General features: G+C 68.9%; 15 protein-coding genes. 7 read left to right on the forward strand and 8 right to left on the reverse strand.

Translation table 11 applies throughout. The annotated features are described in order from the left end of the window. Window positions 1-131: 131 nt before the first annotated feature. Entirely contained in the window at window positions 132-290 is a 159-nt protein-coding gene (locus tag ABE85_RS27820) for a hypothetical protein (RefSeq protein ID WP_157523209.1), read from the reverse strand. A gap of 61 nt (window positions 291-351) precedes the next feature. Then, on the reverse strand, window positions 352-546 hold the full coding sequence (locus ABE85_RS25960; RefSeq protein WP_067283699.1) for a hypothetical protein: 195 nt from the start codon (window positions 544-546) through the stop codon (window positions 352-354). Window positions 547-728: 182 nt separating this feature from the next. Between ABE85_RS25960 and ABE85_RS25965 the strand changes: the two genes are divergently transcribed. From ABE85_RS25965 to aspS, 4 genes are all read left to right on the forward strand, one after another. Continuing rightward, on the forward strand, window positions 729-2,237 hold the full coding sequence (locus tag ABE85_RS25965; protein WP_082939119.1) for a sodium:solute symporter family protein: 1,509 nt from the start codon (window positions 729-731) through the stop codon (window positions 2,235-2,237). Between the two features lie 50 nt (window positions 2,238-2,287). Next, entirely contained in the window at window positions 2,288-2,653 is a 366-nt protein-coding gene (locus tag ABE85_RS27210; RefSeq protein ID WP_082939120.1) for an FmdB family zinc ribbon protein, read from the forward strand. Window positions 2,654-2,673: 20 nt separating this feature from the next. Further along, complete coding sequence (locus tag ABE85_RS25975) at window positions 2,674-3,351, forward strand: DUF502 domain-containing protein (protein ID WP_067283704.1); 678 nt, start codon at window positions 2,674-2,676, stop codon at window positions 3,349-3,351. A 178-nt stretch (window positions 3,352-3,529) separates the two neighbouring features. Then, window positions 3,530-5,323: an aspartate--tRNA ligase gene (gene aspS, locus ABE85_RS25980; RefSeq protein WP_067283707.1), complete on the forward strand. Its 1,794-nt coding sequence runs from the start codon at window positions 3,530-3,532 to the stop codon at window positions 5,321-5,323. A gap of 147 nt (window positions 5,324-5,470) precedes the next feature. Here the strand turns inward: aspS and ABE85_RS27825 are convergent, their stop codons facing one another. After that, window positions 5,471-5,617, reverse strand: a complete 147-nt coding sequence (locus ABE85_RS27825; protein WP_157523212.1) for a hypothetical protein — start codon at window positions 5,615-5,617, stop codon at window positions 5,471-5,473. 249 nt (window positions 5,618-5,866) lie between these two features. Here ABE85_RS27825 and ABE85_RS25985 point away from each other — a divergent pair, with 249 nt between their 5' ends. From ABE85_RS25985 to ABE85_RS25995, 3 genes are all read left to right on the forward strand, one after another. Then, on the forward strand, window positions 5,867-7,465 hold the full coding sequence (locus ABE85_RS25985) for an ABC transporter substrate-binding protein (protein WP_067283710.1): 1,599 nt from the start codon (window positions 5,867-5,869) through the stop codon (window positions 7,463-7,465). Beyond that, window positions 7,462-8,313, forward strand: coding sequence for an urease accessory protein UreD (locus tag ABE85_RS25990; protein ID WP_067283712.1), 852 nt, complete (start codon window positions 7,462-7,464; stop codon window positions 8,311-8,313). The genes ABE85_RS25985 and ABE85_RS25990 overlap by 4 nt, the downstream gene beginning before the upstream one ends. 169 nt (window positions 8,314-8,482) lie before the next feature. Then, window positions 8,483-8,887 carry a GFA family protein gene (locus ABE85_RS25995; protein WP_067283715.1) on the forward strand — a complete coding sequence of 135 codons (405 nt, stop codon included), beginning with the start codon at window positions 8,483-8,485 and terminating at the stop codon, window positions 8,885-8,887. 261 nt (window positions 8,888-9,148) lie between these two features. On the opposite strand, the gene mdoH is transcribed toward ABE85_RS25995, so the two are convergent. From mdoH to ABE85_RS26020, 5 genes are all read right to left on the reverse strand, one after another. Continuing rightward, window positions 9,149-11,326, reverse strand: a complete 2,178-nt coding sequence (gene mdoH / locus ABE85_RS26000; RefSeq protein ID WP_082939145.1) for a glucans biosynthesis glucosyltransferase MdoH — start codon at window positions 11,324-11,326, stop codon at window positions 9,149-9,151. 11 nt (window positions 11,327-11,337) lie between these two features. Continuing rightward, a complete protein-coding gene (locus ABE85_RS26005; protein WP_067283721.1) occupies window positions 11,338-12,846 on the reverse strand; it encodes a glucan biosynthesis protein G in 1,509 nt (502 codons plus the stop codon). A gap of 244 nt (window positions 12,847-13,090) precedes the next feature. After that, a complete protein-coding gene (locus ABE85_RS26010; RefSeq protein WP_067283722.1) occupies window positions 13,091-14,452 on the reverse strand; it encodes a sigma 54-interacting transcriptional regulator in 1,362 nt (453 codons plus the stop codon). Between the two features lie 79 nt (window positions 14,453-14,531). Then, entirely contained in the window at window positions 14,532-15,134 is a 603-nt protein-coding gene (locus ABE85_RS26015) for a hypothetical protein (protein WP_157523215.1), read from the reverse strand. Then, window positions 15,092-16,540 (reverse strand): ATP-binding protein, encoded by a 1,449-nt coding sequence (locus ABE85_RS26020; RefSeq protein WP_067283726.1) that lies wholly within the window; start codon window positions 16,538-16,540, stop codon window positions 15,092-15,094. Before ABE85_RS26020 ends, ABE85_RS26015 begins: the two co-directional genes overlap by 43 nt. Between the last annotated feature and the right edge of the window lie 186 nt (window positions 16,541-16,726).

Genomic DNA, 16,726 nt, shown 5'->3' on the forward strand with positions numbered 1-16,726 from the left:
AGGACGTGGTCCGGTGCGGAGGCGAGTTCGATCATGGCGATGAGAGGTTGAAGCGCGGCGCCGTGCGCCGCGGAAGCGGGCGGCGCCGTGCGGAGCCGCCCACGTGAGAGGTCAGAGACCCCGTCAGGACATCAGAAGCCGCGGGCGGAATAGCCAAACATCTGGCCGGCCATGCTGCTCATGAACATGCTCATCGGGTTGAACATGCCCTGCCCGATGCCGATGCCGGTCATCACGCCTTGTAATTGACCCTCCAGTCTGGCGACAACGGGCGCTAGTGGGTTTCCCATGAGAATTTCCTTTCAATGTGAACGAGGGGCCCGGGACGTCCATGTCCCGGGCACTTGGGAATCAGGCGCGGACCTTGCCGACGGACTCGACGCGGGAGTTGAAGATCTCCGTCTTTGAATCGCGACGGAGCTTGTCCATCGAGGCGTCGACTTTCTGCATCTCAATCATGGTGGCTTCCGTCTGGGCCGCTTGCTTCTGGAACTGGGCTGCGTAATCGAGAGGGCTCGAACCCCCTCCGAACAAACCTTGCAACATATAAATCTCCTGTTAAGCGCGCGAAGGCGCTGGAACGATCAGTAGCGATGCCTGATCGCGGAGTTCTCAGGGCGGGGAGGACCCGGGGCAGCAAGACCTGACGTTCCGGGGATAATCCGCGCGCCTTTTTGTGTGTGGACCCCCCACACTTTTGCAAGCCCGCATTCCCAAGGCCCGCCGCCATGCTCCTGACCCTGGTCATCCTCTACCTGCTTGTCACCATCGCGATCGGCCTCTGGGCCGCCCGGCGCGTGAAGAACACGGCGGACTTCGCCATCGCCGGGCGACACCTGCCCTTGGTGATGATCATCACGACGACGTTCGCGACGTGGTTCGGCTCGGAGACCGTGCTGGGCATTCCGGCCAAGTTCGTGCAGACGGGGCTGAACGGCGTCGTGGAGGATCCCTTCGGTGCCGGGTCGTGCCTGATCCTGGTGGGCCTGTTCTTCGCGGCCAAGCTCTACAAGATGACGCTGCTGACGATCAGCGACTACTACCGCGAGCGCTACGGCCGCGTGGTGGAGGTGGTCTGCAGCTTCATCATCATCCTGTCCTACCTCGGCTGGGTGGCGGCGCAGGTGACGGCGCTGGGCCTGGTGTTCAAGCTGCTGTCGGGCGGCGCGATCAGCATCCCCGTGGGCATGATGATCGGCACGGCGTCCATCCTGGCCTACACGCTGTTCGGCGGCATGTGGTCGGTGGCCGTGACCGACTTCATCCAGATGATCATCCTGGTGGTCGGCCTGTCCATCATTGCCTGGTTCGCCGCCGACATGGCCGGCGGCGCCGACAAGGTCATCACGCTGGCCAGCAGCCAGGACATGTTCCGCTTCCTGCCCGAGCCGAGCTTCCACGACATCGTGTTCTTCCTCGGCGCGGCCGTGACGATGATGCTGGGCTCGATCCCGCAGCAGGACGTGTTCCAGCGCGTGATGTCGGCCAAGGACATCAAGGCCGCGACGCGCGGCCCGGTCATCGGCGGCCTGTGCTACATCCTGTTCGCCTTCGTGCCGATGTTCATCGTCGTCAGCGCGCTGATCATCATGCCGGAGGCCGCGAAGCAGCTGATCGCCGAGGATCCGCAGCAGGTCATCCCGCGCCTGGTGATGGACCGCATGCCCTTCGTGATGCAGGTGATCTTCTTCGGCGCGCTGCTGTCGGCGCTGAAGTCGACCGCCTCGGCCACGCTGCTGGCGCCGTCGGTGACCTTCGTCGAGAACATCTGGCGCCAGTTCTTCCCGCGCGTCTCGGACAAGCAGGAACTGCGCACCATGCGCATCGCGGTGCTGCTGTTCTCGGTCTGCGTCTGCGGCTACGCGATCGCGCTGCAGGGCACCTCGATCTACGAGATGGTCTCCGGCGCCTACCAGGTGACGCTGGTCGGCGCCTTCGTCCCGCTGGTCTTCGGCCTGTACTGGAAGCGCGCCACGACGCAGGGCGCGATCTTCGCGATCGTGCTGGGCGTGATCACCTGGCTGCTGTTCATCGCGACCCCGGCCGGCGAGCAGTTCCCGTCGCAGCTGGCGGGCCTGCTGGCGGGCATCGTCGGCATGCTGATCGGATCGCTGGGACCGCAGGCGATCGCCGATTCGCAGGGGTCGCACCACCGGCTGGCCGGCGGCACGGCGGAGGGGCCCTCGGGACGTGCGGCGAGCGGCGCGGCGGGCATCAAGGCAGGCATCAAGGCGTAGAGCCCGGTCCGCTCTATATAATTTCGGGTTTTGACCCGGTTGTCCCCCTCATGCCGATCTACGCCTACCGCTGCGGCGCCTGCGGCCACGCCAAAGACGTGCTGCAGAAGCTGTCCGACGCCCCGCTGAGCGTCTGCCCCGCCTGTGGCGCGGAGAGTTTCTCGAAGCAGGTCACCGCCGCCGGCTTCCAGCTGAAGGGCTCGGGCTGGTACGCGACCGACTTCCGCGGCGGCTCGACCGCAGCCGCGGCGACGTCCGCCGCCGCGCCAGCCGCCGGGGCCGACGGGTCTTCGGGCTCGGGTTCGGGCGGCACGCCCGCCGCGTCGTCCGGATCCCCGGCCTCTTCCGACTCTTCTTCGGGCTCGTCGGCCTCCTCCTCGGGCACGGCCTGCGGCGGCTCCTGCGCCTGCCACTGACCCCGAGGCCGGACCCAGGCATGCGCAAGTACATCATCACCGGCCTGCTGGTCTGGCTCCCGCTCGCGATCACCGTCTGGGTGCTGCTGTGGGTGCTCGGCATGATCGACGGCGTCTTCGTCTGGCTGCTGTCGGCCGTCGGCGCCGTGCTGCCGCTGGCCGCTCAGGAATCGCTCAAGCAGCTGCACGACATCCCCGGACTGGGGGTCGTCGTCATGGTGGCGCTGCTGATGCTGACCGGCATGTTCGTCGCGAACATCTTCGGCCAGTGGTGGCTGCGCCAGTGGGACCGGCTGCTCTACAAGATCCCCATCGTCAAGAGCATCTACAGCTCGGTCAAGCAGGTCTCGGACACGCTGTTCTCGTCCAGCGGCAACGCCTTCCGCGAGGCGGTGCTGGTGCCTTATCCGCATCAGGGCTCGTGGACCATCGCCTTCGTCACCGGCACGCCGCGCGGCGAGGTCGCCCAGCAGCTGGGCACGCTCAGCGGCGCCGAGCCCGACGAGCACGTCGCGCTGTACGTGCCGACGACGCCCAACCCCACCTCGGGCTTCTTCTTGATGATGCCCCGCGCGCAATTGCGGCCCTTGGCGATGAGCGTGGACGAAGCGCTCAAGTACATCATCTCGATGGGTGTGGTCGCGCCTCAAGGGGATCCTCCCGCGATCGTCCTGCCGGCCGAAGCCACCCGAAATTGACCGGGCTGAGCGCCCCGGCAAGCGCTCAGTCCTGAGGGTCCGCGGGACCCCGCCAGCGCCTTTCGATTGCCTATCCATCCGCTGGCCGCGCCGTCACCGATCGAGCTTCGTGCCGATCCTGCCTTGACGACGGGCCGCCAGCCCCGCCCCGAACACTGAAGCATTTCCGGAGAACCCCATGCGTACCTGCTATGCCGGCCAAGTCAGCGAGAAGCTGCTGGACCAGACCGTGACCCTGATGGGCTGGGCCCATCGCAGCCGCGACCACGGCGGCGTCATCTTCATCGAACTGCGCGACCGCGAAGGGCTGGTGCAGGTCGTCTGCGACCCCGACCGCCCCGAGATGTTCAAGGTGGCCGAGAGCGTGCGCAGCGAGTTCTGCATCAAGGTCGTCGGCAAGGTGCGCGCGCGCCCGGCCGACAAGCAGAACAGCAACGTCGCCAGCGGCAAGGTCGAAGTCCTGTGCCACGAGCTGGAAGTGCTGAACCCGTCGGTGACGCCGGCCTTCCCGCTGGACGACGAGAACATCTCCGAGACCACGCGCCTGACGCATCGCGTGCTGGACCTGCGCCGCCCGTACATGCAGAACAACCTGATGCTGCGCTACCGCGTGGCCATGGAAGCGCGCAAGTTCCTGGACGAGCACGGCTTCGTCGACATCGAGACGCCGATGCTCACCAAGAGCACGCCGGAAGGCGCGCGGGACTACCTGGTCCCGTCGCGTGTCCATGACGGCATGTTCTTCGCGCTGCCGCAGTCGCCGCAGCTGTTCAAGCAGCTGCTGATGGTGGCGGGCTTCGACCGCTACTACCAGATCACCAAGTGCTTCCGCGACGAGGACCTGCGCGCCGACCGCCAGCCCGAGTTCACGCAGATCGACATCGAGACCTCGTTCCTGGGCGAGGAAGAGATCCGCGCGATGTTCGAGGGCATGATCCGCCACGTCTTCCGCAAGGCGCTGGACGTCGAGCTGGGCGACTACCCGGTGATGAAGTACTCGGAGGCGATGTACCGCTTCGGCTCCGACAAGCCGGACCTGCGCGTCAAGCTCGAGTTCACCGAGCTGACCGACGTGATGGGCGACGTCGACTTCAAGGTCTTCTCCGGTCCGGCCACGACGCCGGGCGGCCGCGTGGTCGCGCTGCGCGTGCCCGGCGGCGCGACGATGAGCCGCGGCGAGATCGACAGCTACACCGAGTTCGTCAAGATCTACGGCGCAAAGGGCCTGGCCTGGATCAAGGTCAATGAAGTGGCCAAGGGCCGCGAGGGCCTGCAGTCGCCGATCGTGAAGAACCTGCACGACAAGGCGGTCGCGGACATCCTGGCGCGTACCGGCGCGCAGGACGGCGACCTGATCTTCTTCGGCGCGGACAAGGCCAAGGTCGTCAACGACGCGATCGGCGGGCTGCGCCTGAAGATCGGTCACAGCGAGTTCGGCAAGACCACCGGCCTGTTCGAGGACAAGTGGGCGCCGCTGTGGGTCGTCGACTTCCCGATGTTCGAGGAAGACGAGGAGAACAAGCGCTGGGCCGCCGTGCACCACCCGTTCACCGCGCCCAAGGACGGCCACGAGGACCTGATGGTCACGGACCCGGGCAAGTGCGTGGCCAAGGCCTACGACATGGTGCTCAACGGCTGGGAACTGGGCGGCGGTTCGGTGCGTATCCACAAGGCCGACGTGCAGGCCAAGGTCTTCGAGGCGCTGAACATCAGCCCCGAGGAACAGCGCGTGAAGTTCGGCTTCCTGCTGGACGCGCTGCAGTACGGTGCGCCCCCGCACGGTGGCCTGGCCTTCGGCCTGGACCGCCTGGTGACGCTGATGACCAAGGCCGAGTCGATCCGCGACGTGATCGCGTTCCCGAAGACGCAGCGCGCGCAGTGCCTGCTGACCGGCGCGCCGTCCTTCGTCGACGAGAAGCAGCTCCGCGAGCTGCACATCCGCCTGCGCAACCCGGGCGCCGCGACGGCTTGACGAGCGTCAACCGGCGGTGGCGCTGAAGGCGCCGCCGCACGAGCTGCAACGGCAGCAAGCACAACGCCCCGAGGCTCATGCCGTCGGGGCGTTGTCTTTTCTGCGGGCGCTTCAGGAAAAGTCTGAGGAAAAGTCTCGGGAGAAGTTTCAGAAGGCCTGCAGCGGAGCGGGGATAGGCGGCGTCTCCGCTTGTGCGGGCAGCATGATGACCAGGCTGAAGATCGCCGCGGTGATCACCGTGGACAGCACGATGGCGCAGGCGGTGCGGGTGGCGGGAAGCGGGTGGTTTGTCATTGGAATAGGGCGTCGAGGAAAGGGGTAGATCCTCCCGTTTTGACCGGTAGTGCTTCAATGACACGAGTGAGTAGGGGTTCGCTGGTGGCTGACTTGAATGTGCTGGCTCGACCCGCTTATCAGTCGGATTCACTGTCCAGCCGCGCCACGGCAGTGCCCGCAGCGCCCAGCGTCCGGAAAGACCCCGACCTCCCGCCAAGGCTTCGCTCCCTACACTCCGCGACATCACACGACGTCGGGGAGCGCGGGATGACACGAAAGCTCATGCTGCTGGCGCTGTGCGCCGGCGTGATCGGGGGCACCGGCGGCGCGGCGTCGACGGCCCAGGCGCAGACGTTGCGCTGGGCCAGCCAGGGCGACGCCCAGACGATGGACCCGCACTCGCAGAACGAGAGCCTGACCAACGGAATGAACTCGCAGGTCTACGAGCGGCTCACCGCCCGCGACCGCCAGCTCAACATCGTGCCGGGTCTTGCCACCGAGTGGACCCAGACCGGTCCCCTGGTCTGGCGCTTCAAGCTGCGCCCCAACGTGAAGTTCCACGACGGCTCGGCGTTCACCGCCGACGACGTCATCTACTCGCTGCAGCGGGCCAAGGCGCCGACCTCGCAGGTCGCCGTCTACGCCAACGCGGTCGGCACCGCGCGCAAGATCGACGACCTCACCGTCGAGATCACCCAGCCGCGCTTCAACCCCATCTTCCTGCAGCACCTGGACCTGCTCTTCATCATGAGCAAGTCCTGGAGCGAGCAGCACAAGGTGACCAGGCCGCTCAGCTTCAAGGACAACGAGGAGAGCTTCGCCAGCTTCAACATGAACGGCACGGGTCCCTTCATGCTGGTCCGCCGCCAGCCCGGCATCCGCACCGTCTACAAGCGCAACCCGAACTGGTGGGGCCGCTTCGAGGGCAACGTGCAGGAGGTGCAGTTCACGCCGATCTCGAACGACGCGACGCGGCTCGCCGCGCTGGTGTCGGGGGAGGTCGACCTGCTGCTCGACCCGTCGCCGCGCGACGTGCCGCGGCTGCGCGCCACGCCAGGCGTGCAGGTCATCGAGGGCCTGGAGAACCGCATGATCTTCGTGGGCATGGACCAGGCGCGCGACACCCTGGTGTACGGCCGCGCGCCCAACGGCAAGAACCCGTTCCAGGACCTGCGCGTGCGGCGCGCGATGTACCAGGCCATCGACATCGACGCCATCCACAAGCGGCTGATGAACGGGCTGTCGCAGCCCACCGGCGGGCTCACGCCGTCGCCGCTGGGCGCCTTCGGCGATCCGGCGCTGGAGACGCGTCTGCCGTTCGATCTCGCCGCCGCCCGCAAGGCCATGGCCGACGCCGGTTACGCGGACGGCTTCGAGGTGACGCTGGACTGCCCCAACAACCGTTACGTCAACGACGAGGGCATCTGCCTGGCGCTGGCGTCGATGTGGTCGCAGATCAAGGTGAAGGTGAAGGTCAACGCGATGCCGCGCGTCCTCTACTTCCCCAAGCTGGAGCGCTACGAGACCAGCCTCTACCTGATGGGCTGGGGCGGCGCGATCACCGACGCGGAGACCATCCTGACGCCGGTCTACCGCAGCGACGACAAGCCGTCCGGCGCCGGGTACTACAACTACGGCCGGTCTAAGAATCCGAAGTTCGATCAGCTCGCGGGCGCTTCCTCGATCGAAGCCGACCCGGTCAAGCGCGAACAGCTGATCCGCGCCGCGCTGCAGGAGTACCGCGAGCAGATCCACGTCCTGCCGCTGCATCGCCAGGCCGCGCCCTGGGCCGTGAGACAGGGCGTGAAGGCGGTGCACCGCGCCGACAACTGGCTGGACTACGCCTGGGTGACACTGCCGAAATGATCGGCACTCCTGAGAAGCAATGGCTGGCGCGTCTGCGCGCCGATTACCGGACCGAGCGGGGACGTTGCGTCGTCAGCCACGAGCACGAGGGGCCGCTGCGCCTGTTGAAGAGTCTCTATCCCGAAGGCGAGGCGATCTGCCACAGCGTGCTGGTGCATCCGCCCAGCGGGCTGGTGGGCGGGGACACGTTGGACATCGCCGTCACGGTGGGCGAGGGCGCCCATGCGCTGGTCACCACGCCGGGCGCGACGCGTTTCTATCGCAGTCCGTCGGGCACGCTGGCGACGCAGCGCGTGCACGCGCAACTGGGTGATCACGCCAGGCTGGAATGGCTGCCGCTGGAGGCGATCGCCTATCCCGGCTGCGAGGCGCTGAACGAGGCCCGCTTCGCGCTCGCGCCCACGGCGGAGCTGCTCGCCTGGGACATCACCGCGCTGGGCCTGCCCGGCGCGGGGCAGCCGTATGCCGCGGGACGTTTCCAGCAGCACCTGGAGATCCCGGGCGTCTGGCTTGAGCGCGGCCTGCTCGATGCGAGCGACCGCGTGCTCATGGACGGCGACCTCGGACTCGCGGGTCACCGGTGCCTCGGCACGCTGGTCTTCGCCGCCGGCACCGCGATCACGCGGGAGCGCCGCGAGCAGGCGCTGGACGCGGTCCGCGCGCTGATCGAGGCCGATCCGCTGCGCCTCGCCGCCGGGGCGACGGCAGCGCAGGACGGTGTGCTGGTGGTGCGCGCGCTGGGTCCGGTGGTCGAGCCGGTCTCGCTGCTGCTGCGCCGCTGCTGGGCGGCCTGGCGTCAGGTCTTGTGGGGCCTGGACGGCACCTCGCCGCGCCTCTGGGCGATGTAGGCCGGACGTCCTGCGCGATTCCAGGGCAAATCGCCGGCCCGCGCGCATCCCCCACTCTGGGGACGCCTGTGGATGTCGTTGTGGCAACGATGTCTCAGGGTGGTAGCCAGCGCACCAAGCCAGCGCTTAGCATGGCCTCTCCACAGACGGTCTCCAGGGAGGTGATCGCATGGCTTCACGTACCGCTTCATGCAGTTGCGGCCAATTGAAGATCGTGGTGCAGGGAGAGCCGCTGGGAACCGGCCTCTGCCATTGCCTGGCGTGCCAGCGTCGCACGGGCAGTGTCTTCGCGACGCTGGCGGCCTTCGCCGAGCCTTACGAGGTGCTCGGCATCGCGACGGAGTTCGTGCGCGCCGGGGATCAGGGCGCGCGCTTCCGGTTCCACTTCTGCCCGGTCTGCGGCAGCAACGTCTTCCACACGGAGGAAGGTGTCGAAGGGTCGGTCGGTGTCGCCGTCGGCGGCTTCGCGGATCCGACTTTCCCGCCGCCTCAGGACTCGGTCTACACCTGCCGCATGCACGGCTGGGTCCGGTTGCCGGAGGAGGTCAGGACCTACGACAAGGATCCGATGTAGCGGAGAGAGTCAGGCGAAGAGCGCCGCATGACTGCCTAGAGCCCGCGCGCTGCGCGCGCCCCTCACCCCCACCCTCTCCCGCAAGCGGGAGAGGGAGTCCGACTGGACTCCCTTCTTGCTCCCTCTCCCGCTTGCGGGAGAGGGCAGGGGTGAGGGCCAGCGGCGGTGGCAGTTACGCAACCACCGGTCCCGGGCGCCGCGCCTCCGCCATGACTCGTCGGCGGGGCGCCCGGGCCGATGGGGCGTTTCGGCGATCGTCGATCAGGCGGCCAGACGCAGGTCCGGACGCACTTCGGTCAGCGTGGACGGACGCAGCGGCTGCGCCAGGCGCAGCAGGTGATTCGGCTCGCTCAGGAAGCGCATGCGGTCGGCGTTGCTCATTGCATCGACGATGCCCGGCTGCGACGTCAGATCTTGCAGGCGGCGCGCACGCACGTCCGCGCGCATGCCCAGACCCACATCGCGGCGACCCATCGCCTCGGCCGCCAGTGCGGTCAGGCGGCGGCTTGCCAGCAGGTCGGCGAAGCCGGGGAGATGACGCTCCTGGCGACCATAGGCCCACGCATTGCGCAGCACCGTCGGCGTGAGGCTCTCTTCCGGGATCACCAGCAGACCGGCGCCACGCATGCGCTCGCCCAGGCTGGCGCGGCTCGACAGCACCGTGATCGGCGCGGCCAGCAGCAGCGGCAGGGCGATCGGCGCGATCCAGATCAGCGTCGAGGGGCTCAGCGCCCCGATCACCGCGGTGATGGCGAGCGTCACCAGGCTGATGCGGCCGTAGGCGGCGAAGGCTTCGCGCCACGACACGTCCTCGGCGGCCCGCGGCGGCGACTTCCAGTCCAGCGAGATGCCCGTCAGCGCGACCACGCAGAAGATCGAATGCGCGACCATCCGCAGCGGCGCCTGCAGCAGCGACATGCCGGCCTCGGTGGCGCAGGAGGCCACCAGCTTCAGCGAGCCGCCGTACTGCGACTGCTCGCCGCGCAGGATCAGCGCGGCGACCGACAGCAGACGCGGCAGCAGCAGCATGCCGATCGTGCCGAACCACAGCGCGGCCACGCCCGGGGCCAGCGAGCCGTCTTCCAGGAAGGGCTGGAAGGCCTCGTTGCCGCCGACGTTCCAGAGCAGCACGCCCAGGCCCACGTAGAGCAGCCACAGCGGCGCAGCGAGGTAGGACAGCGCGCCCGTCACCAGCATCGCGCGATGGACGCCGTGCAGGCCCGGCTCGGCGATCAGGCCGGCGTTCTGGATGTTGCCCTGGCACCAGCGGCGGTCGCGTTGCAGCTCGGCCAGCAGATGGGGCGGTTGTTGTTCATAGCTGCCCGGCAGGTCGGCCACCAGCCACACCTGATAACCGGCGCGGCGCATCAGCGCGGCCTCGACGAAGTCGTGGGACATGATGTCCTTGCCGCGCAGCGGGGCGAGGGCGCAATGCTTCATGAAGGGCTCGACGCGGATGATCGCGTTGTGGCCCCAGTAATGGGCTTCGCCCAGCTGCCAGAACTGCATGCCGGCGGCGAAGAGGCGACCCGTCACGCGGCTCGCGAACTGCTGGGCGCGGGCGTGCGGCGTGTCGTGGCCGCAGACCTGGTTGGCGGCCTGCAGGATGCCGGCGCGCGGATGCTTTTCCATCAGGCGGACCAGGCCCAGCAGGCAATCGCCGCTCATCACGCTGTCGGCGTCCAGCACCACCATGTAGCGGTAGTTGCGGCCCCAGCGGCGGCAGAAGTCGGCGACGTTGCCGGCCTTCTTCTTCACCCGGCGCTGGCGCCAGCGGTAATGGATGCGGCCGCGGCCCGCGAACTGCGCGCGCAGCTCGGCCCAGGCGGCCAGCTCCTGCGTGCGGCACTCGGGGTCGGAGCTGTCGGAGAGGATGTACACGTCGAACAGGCGCAGCGCGCCGGCCGCCGCGAGCGACTCGCAGCTGGCGCGCAGGCCGGCGAAGACGGTGGTGACGTCCTCGTTGCAGATCGGCATGACCAGCGCGGTGCGCGCGTCTGCGCCCAGCGCGTCATTGCCCGCGTCCTTGATCGAGATGGCGTGCCGGTCGCCGCGCAGCATGACCCAGAAGCCCATCACCGCGGTGACGCAACCGGCGCTGACCCAGGCGAACAGCAGCGCGAACAGCGCCAGGTGCACGCATTGCAGCGCGAAGGCCCAGGGCTCGGCGGCCCAGCCGCGGTGCGTCTGCCACAGCACGCTGGTGGCCAGCGCGGTGGCGCCGAGGATGGACAGCTTCAGCGCGTTGCGGCGGTGCTTCGCGGCGGTTTCCCAGGCCTCGGGCGGCTGGGCGCCGGGCAGGGATTCGACCGGCGGATTGCGCAGGCCCCAGGGGCGGGGCACCATCGCGCCGCGCTTGATCGCCGGGGCGCTCGGACCGACCGGCCCGGGGGTGGCGGCGGCCGGGTGCACGGCGGCGGTGTGCGTGGATTCGATCATGTCGTGCTCCTTCACTGGGGAGGAAGAATCAGGCTCCAGGTCTCGGTGAGGACCTGTTGCTTCGTCTGGAGGAAGCCGCGCAGCTCGGTCGACTGACCGGGGCGGACCTGCTTGATGCGGACGGCCATGCGCCAGCCGCCGGTGACCGGGTTCGGGTAGGCGTTGACCTCGGTGACCTGGCCGTTGCCGTCGGTGCTCGCGACGGCCTTGACCTCGGCGCCGGCGGGCAGCGCGGCCAGCGACGGGCCTTCGAAGTCGACGATGAACTGCTGCTCGTTCTTGTCGAGCTTGGCGTAGCTGTAGCCGGTGCGGGACTGCACGGCCCAGGCGCCGGGCGGGCGCTGCTGCTGCTCGCCCTGCAGGTGCAGGCGGTACGAGTAGTCCAGCGGCTGGCCCGGGGCCGGCTGCTTGGCGGGCACCCAGTAGGCGACGATGTTGTCGTGCGTCTCGTCGGGCGTGTGCAGCGACATCAGCTCCACGCGGCCCGGACCCCAGTCGCTGGTCGGCTCGACCCACGCGGAGGGACGCATCTCGTAGCGCGCCTCGGTGTCCTCGTAGTTGGAGAACTTGCGGTCGCGTTGCATCAGGCCGAAGCCCTTCACGCCGGGCAGCGTGAACGAGGTGGTCAGCGTGCCGTTCGGGTTGATCAGCGGACGCCAGATCCATTCGCCCGTCGAGCTGGCGACCATCAGGCCGTCGCTGTCGTGGACCTCGGGCCGGAAGTCGCCCTTCTGCGGCTGGTTCTCGCCGAACAGGTACATGCTGGTCAGCGGCGCCAGCGCCAGGGTCGCGACCTGCGAGCGCATGAACAGCCGCACGCGCGTCTCGACGACCGTTTCCGCGCCCGGCTTCACCACGAAGGTGTAGACGCCGCTGGCGCGCTGCGAGTCCATGAGCGCATGCACGGTCAGCGACTTGGCGTCCGCCGTCGGACGCTCGATCCAGAACTCGGTGAAGCGCGGGAATTCCTCGCCCTTGCCGCCGACGGTGTCGATGGCCAGGCCGCGGGCCGACAGGCCGTAATGCTGGTTGGCGCCCAGGACGCGGAAGTAGCTCGCGCCCAGGAAGACGGCCAGCTCGTCCTTGTACTTGTCGTTGTTGAGCGCGTAGTGCGCGCGGAAACCGGCGTAGCCCACGTCGCCCCACTTCTGCGGCGACAGCTGGCTGTTCTTGCCGTAGTCGAAGTCCTCGCGCTTGAAGGGGACAGGTCTTGCCTGGCCGCCGACGATCTCGTTGATGCGCACGGCCTGGGTCTGGTAGTGGCCCAGGTGGAAGAACATCAGCTCGAAGGGCAGCTTCTCCTCGCGCCACAGCGCGCGCGCCGGCTTGAACCGGATGTCGCGCATCTGGTCGTAGTTCAGGTTCTTCAGCTCGGCCGGCAGCGTGTCCGGCGGCGCGACGTAGGGCTTGGCCGCGAGCGCCTTGGCGCGCTCGGCCACCTCGTCGAAGCCGAAGGCGTGCGCCGCGGCGGTGGCCGCCAGCAGCGCGGCGCCGACCGCGAGCCCGAAGAACGACCCCATCCACCGACGCTGGCCGGCCTGGAGGCGGGCACTGGCCGCCTGGATGAGGACCCGAGAGGAGGGGGTGTGAATATTTCTCATGTGACACACCTACTGCAAGGCCTGTGCCACATGGGAAAACTGTTTTAAATCAACAGCTTACGTCGTTGGTGCGGTGCCGCACACGGGAATTTCTGTCGCCGTGGGGCGACGGGATTGCCGCCGGTTCTTCCAAGTGCTTGATTTGAAAAGGATTTTCTTGTCGCTATTCAGCGACAGGCCCGTCGGCGCGGAACATCGAGGGGTCCAGCCCGTTGCGCTGCAGCAAACGGTAGAACTCGGTCCGGTTGCGGTCGGCGAGCCGGGCGGCATCGGCGACGTTGCCGTCGGTGAGCTTGAGCAGGCCCACCAGGTACTCGCGTTCGAAGCGCTGTCGCGCCTCGGCGTAAGGAAGTACTTCGATGCTGGGCGAGCGCAGCGCCCGCTGCACCAGCGAGAGCGGGATCAGCGGCGAGGTGGCCAGCGCGCTGACCTGCTCCACGACGTTGTGGAGCTGGCGCACGTTGCCCGGCCAGGCGGCCATGGTGAGCGCCTTCAGCGCCTCGGGCGCGAAGCCGTTGAGTCGCTTGTCGTACTTGGTCGCGAGCTTCTGCAGGAAGTGCTGCGCCAGCAGCGGGATGTCCTCGCGGCGCTCGTCCAGCGTGGGCAGCGTCAGGCTGACGACGTTGAGGCGGTAGTAGAGGTCTTCGCGGAACTGGCCTTCCGCCAGCGCGGCCTCGAGGTCGCGGTGGGTCGCCGACAGGATGCGGACGTCGATGGGCACCGAGGCGCTGGCGCCGACCGGGCGCACCTGGTGTTCCTGCAGCACGCGCAGCAGCTTGACCTGCAGCGGCAGCGGCATGTCGCCGATCTCGTCGAGCAGCAGCGTGCCGCCGTCGGCGGCCTGGAACAGGCCGCGGTGGTTGGCCAGCGCGCCGGTGAAGGCGCCCTTGACGTGGCCGAAGAGCTCCGACTCCAGCAGCGGCTCCGGGATCGCGCCGCAGTTGACGGCGACGAAGGGCCGCTTGGCGCGCGGGCTGGCCGCGTGGATCGCGCGCGCGAGCAGCTCCTTGCCGCTGCCGCTTTCGCCGCGGATCAGCACCGGCGCCTGCGAGGCCGAGACCAGCCGCGCCTCGGCCAGCACCTCCGCCATCACGTTGGAGCGGCTGACGATGGACTCGCGCCAGAGCTGGTCGGGGCTGTCGTCCTGGTGGACGGCGGTGAGGGTCAGGGCTTGCGCGATGGTGTCGAGCAGCGCGCGGCCGTCGAAGGGCTTGGTCAGGTAGGTGTAGACCCCCTGCGCGGTCGCGGCGACGGCGTCGGGGATGGTGCCGTGGGCGGTCAGCAGGATGACGGGCAGGGCGGGATGCCGCTCGCGGATCGTGTTGAACAGCGCCAGGCCGTCCATGCCGGGCAGTTGCACGTCGCTGAGCACCAGCGCGGGCCGCTGCACGTCCATCTGCGCGAGCGCGGCCTCGGCGCTGCCGACGGCGGTGACGTCGTAGCCGGCGGCCTCCAGCCGCATCTGCAGCAGTTTCAGCAGGTCGGCGTCGTCGTCGACGATGAGGAGTCGCGCGCCGCCGCTCATGTGAGCCCCTCGTCCGCGGCGCGCCGCAGCCGGTCCCCCGGGGGGACGTTCGCTTGCTCGGGGCGGCCCTGCGCTGCGCTCATGGCTTGTCCAGCGCCGAGCGCGGGCCGCCCAGGCTGCGTTCGATCGCCTTCAGCGCCTCGAGCTTGCGGTTGGCGTCGTCCAGGCGGCGTTGCAGGTCCTCGCGGGCGAGGCGGCCCTTGTCGAGCTCGCCTTCCATGCGGCGCTGCTCGGCGACGCGGTCGACGAGGAACTGCGCCATCGGCCGCCATTCGTCGGCTTCGGGGCGCGCGTCGCGCAGGACCTGGTCGAGCAGCGTCTGCGCGCGGAAGGTCTCGCCGTTGGCGTGGCTGAACATCAGCGCGAGCGCGAGCTGCACGGCGTTGCCGGGCGGCAGCGCGGCGTCGTCGCGCGGGGCGACTTCCTGCGCCAGCTCCAGCGGGCTCATCTGGCGCAGCCGGTCGTTGAGGTTGAGCACGATGCGCGCGGCGTTGTCGGTCGGCGCGACCACGGGCACCTGGACCGGCACCTGCACGCGCACCTCCTTGATGACGGTCCTGGGCGGCTGCTGGGCGCAGCCGGTGGCCAGCAGCGCGATGACCGTGGCGGCGGCGAACGGGAGGGCCCGGGCGGCGGCCGTCATGCGGTCGAGGACTTCAGGAATCGGGGCGTGTGGGCGCATGGCAGCGTGATTCTGAAATGGGCGCCCTGGTCGGCGGGCAGCAGGTCGATGTGACCGCCGTGGGCGGCGATGTATTCGGTGACGATGGACAGGCCGATGCCGGTGCCCTTCAACGCGTCGTCGGGCTGGCGTTCGCCGCGGTAGAAGGGCTCGAAGATGCGGGCCTGGTCCGCCGGGGCGACGCCGGGTCCGTCGTCGCGCAGGTTGATGGTGAGCTGGCCGCCCTGGCGCGCGAGGGCGATGTCGACGCGGCCGCCGGGCGGGGCGAAGCGTATCGCATTGGAGAGGAGGTTGCCGACGGCGGCCGCGATCTTGGCCGGGTCGATCTCCGCCTCGAGCGGTGCGCCGTTCAGGCTCACGTGCAATCCGCGTGCCTGCCATTGCAGCCGCTGATGGTCGATCGTGCCCTGGATCAGGGACAGGAGGTCGGTGCGCTCCGGCTTGAGGTCGCGTGCTTCGAAGGCGGCGGCGTTGAAGCGCAGCAGGTCCTCGATCTGGCGCTGCAGCACGGCGGTGTTGTCGCGCAGGATGCGGGTCACTTCCTTCTGCTTCTCGTTGAGGGGCCCGGCCACCTCGTCCTCCAGCAGCGCGGTGCCTTCGCGCAGCGCGGCCAGCGGGGTCTTGAGCTCGTGCGAGACATGCCGCAGGAAACGCGCCTTGTCGGCATCGAGTTCCGCCAGCCGCAGCCGCAGCCAGTCCAGGCGCTGGCCGATCACGCGCAGGTCGGCGGGGCCGCGGATCTCGATGCGGTCGTCCAGGCGGTTCTCGCCCAGGCCCTTGATGGCGCGGGCGAGGTGGCGCAGCGGCCGCGTCAGGAAGATGCCGAACACCAGCGACAGCAGCGCGGCGATGCCGATCGCGCCCAGCACCTGCTGGCCGAGCAGCACGCGGTTGTTCTCGAGCTTGTCCTGCAGCACGCGGTTGCTGGACTCGGCGTGCTTGCGGACGTCGTCGGCCAGGCCGCCGGTCAGGGCGCCGAGTTCGCGGAAGCGCGTCATCAGGTCGGTCTCGCGCTTGCGCGGATTGGCGCCGCGGGGCGTGTCCATCAGCGCGCGGACCTCGCCGAGCTTCGTCTTCCAGGCGTCCAGCGGCGCCGGGGTCAGGCCTTGCGTGCGCAGCAGGCCGAGCAGGCGCTCGGCGTCGTCGGCGTCCTCCTCGAAACGCTGGCGCAGCACGTGGTCCTCCAGGACGGCGTACTGCCGCGCGGCGCGCTCCATGCTGACGCCGCGGTCGCCGAGCTGCTGCACCTCCGAGCTCATGCGCGCGGCGCGCACGACAGCCTCGCGGCTCTGCACGGTCAGGCGCTCGAGCGTGAGCAGGCCGCCCAGCGACGCGGCGGCGAGGAGGCCGGCGATCGACAGGAAGCCGATCAGCAGCATCTGGCGGAAGGAAATGCGGTTGAGCATCGGGCGGCAGTGTAGTGGTCCGGTCCGGGTCCGGTTTGCGGATGCGCGGGTTCTCCGCTGCCAACGGGCGGCGAATCCGACAACCGCGCGGCGGGGGTTGCCACTGACGCAGTGTTTCGATTTCCTGCGACAGCTGCCATGCCTTCCCAAGTGCAAACCTCTTCGACCTCGACCCCGCCGTCGGAC

Origin of the sequence: Mitsuaria sp. 7, from assembly GCF_001653795.1 — a bacterium.
Taxonomy (GTDB): Bacteria; Pseudomonadota; Gammaproteobacteria; order Burkholderiales; family Burkholderiaceae_C; genus Roseateles.

Bases quoted from the DNA above. Each gene is read 5' to 3' on its own strand.
- ABE85_RS27820 (WP_157523209.1), bottom strand. From the start codon at position 290: ATGGGAAACCCACTAGCGCCCGTTGTCGCCAGACTGGAGGGTCAATTA.
- ABE85_RS25960 (WP_067283699.1), bottom strand. From the start codon at position 546: ATGTTGCAAGGTTTGTTCGGAGGGGGTTCGAGCCCTCTCGATTACGCA.
- ABE85_RS25965 (WP_082939119.1), top strand. From the start codon at position 729: ATGCTCCTGACCCTGGTCATCCTCTACCTGCTTGTCACCATCGCGATC.
- ABE85_RS27210 (WP_082939120.1), top strand. From the start codon at position 2,288: ATGCCGATCTACGCCTACCGCTGCGGCGCCTGCGGCCACGCCAAAGAC.
- ABE85_RS25975 (WP_067283704.1), top strand. From the start codon at position 2,674: ATGCGCAAGTACATCATCACCGGCCTGCTGGTCTGGCTCCCGCTCGCG.
- aspS (WP_067283707.1), top strand. From the start codon at position 3,530: ATGCGTACCTGCTATGCCGGCCAAGTCAGCGAGAAGCTGCTGGACCAG.
- ABE85_RS27825 (WP_157523212.1), bottom strand. From the start codon at position 5,617: ATGACAAACCACCCGCTTCCCGCCACCCGCACCGCCTGCGCCATCGTG.
- ABE85_RS25985 (WP_067283710.1), top strand. From the start codon at position 5,867: ATGACACGAAAGCTCATGCTGCTGGCGCTGTGCGCCGGCGTGATCGGG.
- ABE85_RS25990 (WP_067283712.1), top strand. From the start codon at position 7,462: ATGATCGGCACTCCTGAGAAGCAATGGCTGGCGCGTCTGCGCGCCGAT.
- ABE85_RS25995 (WP_067283715.1), top strand. From the start codon at position 8,483: ATGGCTTCACGTACCGCTTCATGCAGTTGCGGCCAATTGAAGATCGTG.
- mdoH (WP_082939145.1), bottom strand. From the start codon at position 11,326: ATGATCGAATCCACGCACACCGCCGCCGTGCACCCGGCCGCCGCCACC.
- ABE85_RS26005 (WP_067283721.1), bottom strand. From the start codon at position 12,846: ATGGGGTCGTTCTTCGGGCTCGCGGTCGGCGCCGCGCTGCTGGCGGCC.
- ABE85_RS26010 (WP_067283722.1), bottom strand. From the start codon at position 14,452: ATGAGCGGCGGCGCGCGACTCCTCATCGTCGACGACGACGCCGACCTG.
- ABE85_RS26015 (WP_157523215.1), bottom strand. From the start codon at position 15,134: ATGCGCCCACACGCCCCGATTCCTGAAGTCCTCGACCGCATGACGGCC.
- ABE85_RS26020 (WP_067283726.1), bottom strand. From the start codon at position 16,540: ATGCTCAACCGCATTTCCTTCCGCCAGATGCTGCTGATCGGCTTCCTG.